A 6,721-nucleotide genomic window follows, 5' to 3' on the forward strand; every position below is an offset into this window, starting at 1 on the left:
TGGGCCATCCCTGGCCCAGTGCGGCTAACCCGGCGTCCTGCCGGGTTACCCACGGATTCAAGCCTGCGTTCGGCCAGCGTGGTTTAACGGGGCGCCTGAGATCAAAAGCAGATCAAGATCAAGAGCGACTCGCTTCGCATCGTGGTTACGGTTGGGCGCTACAGAGTTGTGTAGATGCCTATGCCCCGATAGCGGCGCATCAGTCAACACATTCGGTGACTGACACACCGTCATCGGGGGCAAGCCCCCTCCCACATTGAATTGAGTACAGCTCTTAGATAGAGACAAATGACAATAATTCTCGATATCATTCGCGACCTTTCCAAGCCGTGCTGCGTCAAGAAGGATATCCATGTCTCGTCCCAAGCCCGACCCATTGTCGGCCGATGCCTGTCGCGGGTTCTATGCAGATATCCTGCATTTCCTGCGCAAACGCACGGACAACGCCAGTGACGCGGCGGATATGACCCAGGATGTGTTTACCCAATGGCTGGACTACCGCGACCGGGCCAAGGTCGAGCAGCCACGGGCGTTTCTGTTTCAGATGGCGCGCAACCTGCTGCGCGATCACTGGCGTAAACAACAGGTACGCCGCAGTGTCCACGCCGATTCAGCCGACGCCCCCACCGAAGCCGTCACCGACGAGCAAAACGAGCCCATGGCCGCCGCGCTGCGCATCCAGCGCCTGGAACACTTGAAAGAAGTCCTCGCCGAACTCTCGCCCCGTCGGCGCGAAGCCCTTATGCTGCATCGCTTCGAAGGCTTGAGCCAGGCACAGATCGCCGCGCGCATGGGCATTTCGACGAGCATGGTGGAAAAGCACATTGCTTTTGCCCTGCTGCATTGCAAGCGACGTCTTCAACCTGACCCCGGCACGGAGCAGCCCCAATGAGCCGCCTGAGCGACCTCGACGCGCTGGACATCGACGCGAGCGACGCCATTGATGCCCAAGCCGCCAGCTGGTTTGCACGCAACCGCAGCCACGCGGACCGTGTCGACCGCAAGGCCTTCGCCGCCTGGCGGGCCAACCCGGCCCATGCGCGCGCCTATGCCGAATTCGAGCAATTGTGGACGGACCTCGCCCAGTTGCAGCCATTGAACAAACCCTTGGCGCTGCCCCGGCGCAAACCGGTATGGCGCCCCGCGCTGGCAATCGCGGCCGCCTTGCTCTGCGCCGTTCTTGCCCCTCATCTCGGTGCGCCACGCGAGCTGTATCACGCCCAGGTTGCCGGTCATGCCAAGGGCATGCGCACCCTGCACCTGCCCGATGGCAGCACCTTGTATGTGAACGCCAACACCCGCATTCGCGTGGATTTCACCGCGCACCAGCGCATCCTTCACCTGGACAAAGGCCAGCTGTACATCGAAGTGGCCGCCGATCAGGAACGCCCGCTGTACGTACAAGCCGGCGAGGCGAATGTGCGGGTGGTGGGCACCGGTTTCGATGTGCGCCGCAGTGAACAGCAACTGGTGGTCAGCGTGGCCCATGGCCAAGTGGCCTTCGAGCCGGATCGAACACACCCCGCCGCGTTGCTCCAGGCCAGGCAACGCGCCACTTACCAGTACGCCAATGGCACGCTGCAGCAGCAAACCCTCAACGCCGTAGACGTCGCCGATTGGCGCAGCGGGCACTTGGCGTTTCGTAATCGCGAGCTGGCCAGCCTGATCGACGAATTGAGCCTGTACCGTCCCCAGGCGCCTCTACAGGTCAGCAAGGCCGTGGCGCAACTCAAGGTGTCGGGCAACCTGGATGTGAATGATCCGGACGCACTGCTCAACGCCCTGCCCGCCCTGTTACCGGTGAAAACCGTGACGTCCGCCGACGGTATTGTGCGAATCGAATCAAGCAAATAAGCCACACATGAGAATATTTTGCATTCGCATGTGTGGATTTTTTTGCGTGCCCCGTCTTCCTCCCGTCTGTGTTTGATACGCACACCTTTTTGGCTATTTAGCCGCACCGGGGGATCTCATGTTTCGCGCGCCTTGCCCTGCTTCGCACCTGTTTCTACGGCCGACCCTGCTTGCCACCTGCCTGGCGTTCAGCGTCAGCGCCCAGGCCGAGTCATTCACGCTGCAACTCCCGGCCCAGCCGTTGGCGACCTCCCTGAGCCAGGTGGCCCGGCAGGCGAAGATCCAGCTGCTGTTCGATGAGGCGTTGCTCAAGCACATGCAGGCGCCGGCCCTCAAGGGGGAGTACAGCGCAGAAGAGGCGATTCGCAGCCTGCTCAAAGGCGCCGACTTCACCCTGATCAAGATCGGCACGACCTATGTGGTGCGCGCCGATGCGGCCAGGACCACGCAAGGCCGCGCAATCCAGCTCGATACCTCGAGCGTGATCGGCACCGGCAACGAAGTGGACTCCAGTACCGTCAACCGCTCCACCCTGACCCAGGCCGACATTGACCGCTACCAGTCCAATAACATCCCCAGCCTGTTGCAGACCCTGCCCGGCGTGAGCCAGGGCGGCTCGCTCAAGCCCGGCGGCCAAACCATCAACATCCGTGGCTTCGGCGATGCCGAAGACGTGCCGATGACCGTGGATGGCGCGACCAAGAGTGGTTTTGAGCGCTACCAGCAGGGCACCGTCTTTATCGAGCCCGAGCTGATCAAGAGCATTGAGGTAGAGAAAGGCCCGAACTCACCGTTCACCGGCAACGGCGGCTTTGGCGGCACGGTCAACATGACCACCAAGGATGCCCCGGACCTGCTCAAGGACGGCCGCAACAGCGGCGCAATGCTCAAATACGGCTACTCGAGCAACGACCATGAACAGGTCTACAGCAGTGCCGTGTACGGCCGCACCGACGACGGCCGTTTCGATGCGCTGGCCTATCTGACCCAACGCGACGGCGGCGACATGAAGGTTGCCGCCAAGCTGCCCAACGAGAACAACCAGTACCCGATCAATCCTCAGCGCTTGCCCAACAGCGCCCAGGATGTGGACGGCAAGCTGTTCAAGGTCAACGCGTACTTCACCGAGGAACACAGTGTCGGCCTGTCCTACTCGCGCTCCCACAGCAACCGCTGGACACCCTTCTCCGCCGCCAGCTACCCGACACCACCGACCCAGCTCAACATCGACCGCTACGGTTACGAAGGTGCCCTCAAGCGCTTTCTGGCGCACCGCGATACCGTCGACACCACCTGGTCGGGCAAGTACCACTACCAGCCGCTGGACAACCCGCTGGTGGACATGACCGTCAAGTACTCCCAGTCCAACACCGAACAGAGCGACGAGCGTGACGCCACCGCGTTTTTCCAGCTGGCCACCGGCGGGCGCAAGATGGACACCGCCTACACCGACAAGCATCTGGATATCCGCAACGTCAGCCTGTTCGACACCGGCCCCCTGCAGCATGCGCTGACAGTCGGCGGGCAGGTGCGCAAGCACGTGCGCGACACCGAAATGTGGATGCCCGGCAGCACTTACAATACGCCGCGCTATAACTACGGCCATTTCCAGCCGGGCTTCATGCCCCACGGCAAGGTCGACACCAACAGCTTCTTCATCCAGGACGCAGTGACCCTGGGCGACCTGACCATCACCCCGTCGCTGCGCTACGACCATGTGCGCAACCGGGGCGAAGGCAATGATGCGCCGTACTACAACAACCCTGACCCTGCGATCGGCCACGACTACAGCGACCGCACCTACACCGGCTGGTCGCCGCGCCTGGCGCTGTTCTGGACCGTCACGCCAAACGTGGGCCTGTTCGCCAACTGGAGCCAGACCTGGCGTGCGCCGGTGATCGACGAGCAATACGAAGTGCAGGGCCTGGGCAGCCGCACCGCCACCAGCGTGGACCTGGACCCGGAGCGCATCACCTCGATTACCTTGGGCAACATCACTCACTTCGACAATCTCGTCGCCCAGGATGACAACCTGCAATTGCGCACCACCTTGTTCCACAACAAGGTCGAAGACGAAATCTTCAAGGCCACCGGCGTGGGGTGCCGGAACCAGGCCGTCAACGGCGGCACGATTGGCTCCGCCTGCCCAGCGGGGGCGATGTCCAACTACCGCAATATCGGCGGCCTGACGATCAAGGGCATTGAAGTGGAGTCGATCTATAACTCCACCTACGTGTTCGGCTCGGTGTCCTTCGCCTATGCCAAAGGCCAGCACGAAGGCGCCTATACCAACCCCTGGGGCCCGGACGTGGCAGCGCGGGATATCCCGCCGACCAAATGGGTGCTGGTGCTGGGTACCCACATTCCGGCCTGGGATGCCCAGGTAGGCTGGATGGGCCAGTTCATCGGCGCCACCGACCGCCTGCCCAGCGACAACTATTCCGGCGGCCCGGGTTCAGGGGTGGGCGATCTGTTCTACGACCAGTATGGCAACAAGCGCTACAACACCCAGGGCCTGTTCGCCAAATGGACACCGCAACAGGCATACCTCAAGGGCACCGAGGTGAACTTCACCGTGGACAACCTATTCAACGAAAACTTCCGCCCGGCGTTGAGCGGCGACCGCGCCTATACCAAGGGGCGCGATGCGAAGATCAGCGTGACGCGATTCTTCTGATTGCTACACCGAGTCTAAATGTGGGAGGGGGCTTGCCCCCGATGGCGGTGGATCAGCCAATGAACCTGTTGGCTGACACACTGCAATCGGGGGCAAGCCCCCTCCCACATGGGGCCTGTGTTCAGGCCAAGAGACCATCGGCGCGCAGCAGGGTTTCCAGGCAATGTTCGGTGATGTGGTAGAACGCTTTGAGTTCTTGGATTTTCACCAATAGCTGCGCGTTGTCCAAAGGCTCGGCACGCTTGATCGCCAGGATCATCTTGTTTTTGTTGGTGTGCTCCAACGAGATGAATTCGAACACTTTGGTCTCATAGCCACAGGCTTCGAGAAACAAGGCGCGCAGGCTGTCGGTGACCATTTCCGCCTGTTGGCCAAGGTGCAGGCCGTATTGCAGCATCGGCTTGAGCAGCGCCGGGCTCTGGATCTGCAGGCGGATCTGTTTGTGGCAGCACGGCGAACACATGATGATCGACGCGCCGGAACGGATACCGGTGTGAATCGCATAATCGGTGGCGATATCGCAGGCATGCAGGGCGATCATCACGTCCAGCCGGCTCGGCGCGACGCTGCGCACATCGCCGCACTTGAACACCAGCCCCGGGTGCTCCAGGCGCGCGGCCGCTTCGTTGCACAGGGTGACCATGTCCTGGCGCAACTCGACACCGGTCACCTCGCCTTCGGCCTTGAGCGTGTTGCGCAGGTAGTCGTGGATCGCAAACGTGAGGTAGCCCTTGCCCGAGCCAAAATCGGCAACGCGTACGGGTTGGTCGAGTTGCAACGGCGATGACGTCAGCGCGTGACTGAACACTTCGATGAACTTGTTGATCTGCTTCCACTTGCGCGACATCGACGGGATCAGCGCCTGCCTGGCGTCGGTCACGCCCAGGTCGGCGAGGAACGGCCGGCCCAGGTCGAGGAAGCGATTTTTCTCGCGGTTATGCTCGGCCGATGGCGCCTCACGCAATTGCTGCGGCTTGCTTTTGAACAGCGAGCTTTTGTTCTTCTTGCTGTATTCCAGCTGGGCTTCGTCAGTCAGCGACAACAGGTGCGCGTTCTTGAACGAGGCCGGCAGCAGCTCGGCAATCGCCGCCACACCGTCGGCCAGCGCCAGGTTCTTGGTGATGTCGCGGGTCTTGTAGCGGTAGACGAAGGACAGGCAGGGCTGTTCCTTGACGGTGACCGCTTTGATGATCAGCCGCTGCAGTTCGGCTTCATCACCGACGTACTTGGCCAGCACCAGCTTGATAAAGGCGTTTTGCGCCAGGCTTGCGTTCAGCAGTTCGATGAACTGGGCATGATGATCCGGTGCAGGGCTGGCGGGTTGAGCGGTGACGGACATGAACAAAAACGCCTCGGGCAAAGAATGCCGGGCATTTTAGGGGGGATAACCCGCAACGGCACGGAGTTATTTGACCAGTGGTCAGTTCCAACAGCCAAGGTAGATCCAAATGTGGAAGGGGGCTTGCCCCCTCCCACATTTAGAGAGCTGTGTTGACTGGGTTATTTGAGTACGACCAGGCGATTGGGCAGCTCATTGCGGGTCTGCGTCACCGGCACATGCACCTTGAGCAATTCACCACACGCCTCGATGCACGCAATGAACCCGGCCAGCGTTTGCCCCTGCTTCACCTGCTGGGTAAACGCCTTGACGATGCCATCCCAGTTGCTGTCGTCCAACTGCTTGGAGATGCCGTCATCCACCAGGATTTCCACATAGCGCTCCGCCTCGCTGACAAAAATCAGCACCCCGGTGCTGCCCAGCGTGTGATGCAGGTTCTGCTCGAGGAACTGACGGCGCGCCAGGTTCGAGGCGCGCCAATGGCGCACCGAGCGCGGGATCAAACGGGTGGTGACCTTGGGCAAGCGAAACACCAGGCACAGCACAATGAAGGTCGCCCACTGCGCCAGCAACAAGGTGTACATGGTCAGGTAGCCCGACAAGTAATGCACCACGCCAGGCACCACCAATGCAATCAGGCTGGCCCACAGCAACGGGATGTAGGCGTAGTCGTCGGCCCGCGCCGCCAGCACGGTGACCAGTTCGGCGTCGGTCTGTTGCTCGACCCGGGCGATCGCCTCGGCCACTTGGCGCTGCTCATGTTCAGTCAGTAATGCCATGGTTGTAGATGCTCTATTTTCGTTATTGTCATTACCAGCCGCCCGACGCCCCGCCACCGCCGAAACCACCAC

The 6,721-nt window shown here is 61.3% G+C and carries 5 protein-coding genes; 3 read left to right on the top strand and 2 right to left on the bottom strand.

Annotated elements, in window-relative coordinates:
• Nucleotides 1–352: 352 nt before the first annotated feature.
• From J1G34_RS24515 to J1G34_RS24525, 3 genes are all read left to right on the top strand, one after another.
• On the top strand, nt 353–892 hold the full coding sequence (locus J1G34_RS24515) for an RNA polymerase sigma factor (protein WP_065893445.1): 540 nt from the start codon (nt 353–355) through the stop codon (nt 890–892).
• Nucleotides 889–1,854 carry a FecR family protein gene (locus tag J1G34_RS24520; RefSeq protein WP_222994763.1) on the top strand — a complete coding sequence of 322 codons (966 nt, stop codon included), beginning with the start codon at nt 889–891 and terminating at the stop codon, nt 1,852–1,854. The genes J1G34_RS24515 and J1G34_RS24520 overlap by 4 nt, the downstream gene beginning before the upstream one ends.
• A 118-nt stretch (nt 1,855–1,972) precedes the next feature.
• Entirely contained in the window at nt 1,973–4,531 is a 2,559-nt protein-coding gene (locus J1G34_RS24525; protein WP_222994764.1) for a TonB-dependent receptor, read from the top strand.
• 121 nt (nt 4,532–4,652) lie between these two features.
• Here the strand turns inward: J1G34_RS24525 and J1G34_RS24530 are convergent, their stop codons facing one another.
• Together J1G34_RS24530 and J1G34_RS24535 are read right to left on the bottom strand one after the other, a co-directional pair.
• Nucleotides 4,653–5,870 (bottom strand): class I SAM-dependent methyltransferase, encoded by a 1,218-nt coding sequence (locus J1G34_RS24530; protein ID WP_222994765.1) that lies wholly within the window; start codon nt 5,868–5,870, stop codon nt 4,653–4,655.
• A 161-nt stretch (nt 5,871–6,031) separates the two neighbouring features.
• Nucleotides 6,032–6,649, bottom strand: coding sequence for a TPM domain-containing protein (locus tag J1G34_RS24535; RefSeq protein WP_222994766.1), 618 nt, complete (start codon nt 6,647–6,649; stop codon nt 6,032–6,034).
• Nucleotides 6,650–6,721 lie beyond the last annotated feature (72 nt).

The organism is Pseudomonas sp. Wu6 (assembly GCF_019891515.1).
GTDB classification, from domain to species: domain Bacteria; phylum Pseudomonadota; class Gammaproteobacteria; order Pseudomonadales; family Pseudomonadaceae; genus Aquipseudomonas; species Aquipseudomonas orientalis_A.

What these genes read in the sequence shown, in the direction of transcription:
- J1G34_RS24535 (WP_222994766.1), bottom strand. Translation starts at nt 6,649, where the DNA reads ATGGCATTACTGACTGAACATGAGCAGCGCCAAGTGGCCGAGGCGATC.
- J1G34_RS24525 (WP_222994764.1), top strand. Translation starts at nt 1,973, where the DNA reads ATGTTTCGCGCGCCTTGCCCTGCTTCGCACCTGTTTCTACGGCCGACC.
- J1G34_RS24515 (WP_065893445.1), top strand. Translation starts at nt 353, where the DNA reads ATGTCTCGTCCCAAGCCCGACCCATTGTCGGCCGATGCCTGTCGCGGG.
- J1G34_RS24530 (WP_222994765.1), bottom strand. Translation starts at nt 5,870, where the DNA reads ATGTCCGTCACCGCTCAACCCGCCAGCCCTGCACCGGATCATCATGCC.
- J1G34_RS24520 (WP_222994763.1), top strand. Translation starts at nt 889, where the DNA reads ATGAGCCGCCTGAGCGACCTCGACGCGCTGGACATCGACGCGAGCGAC.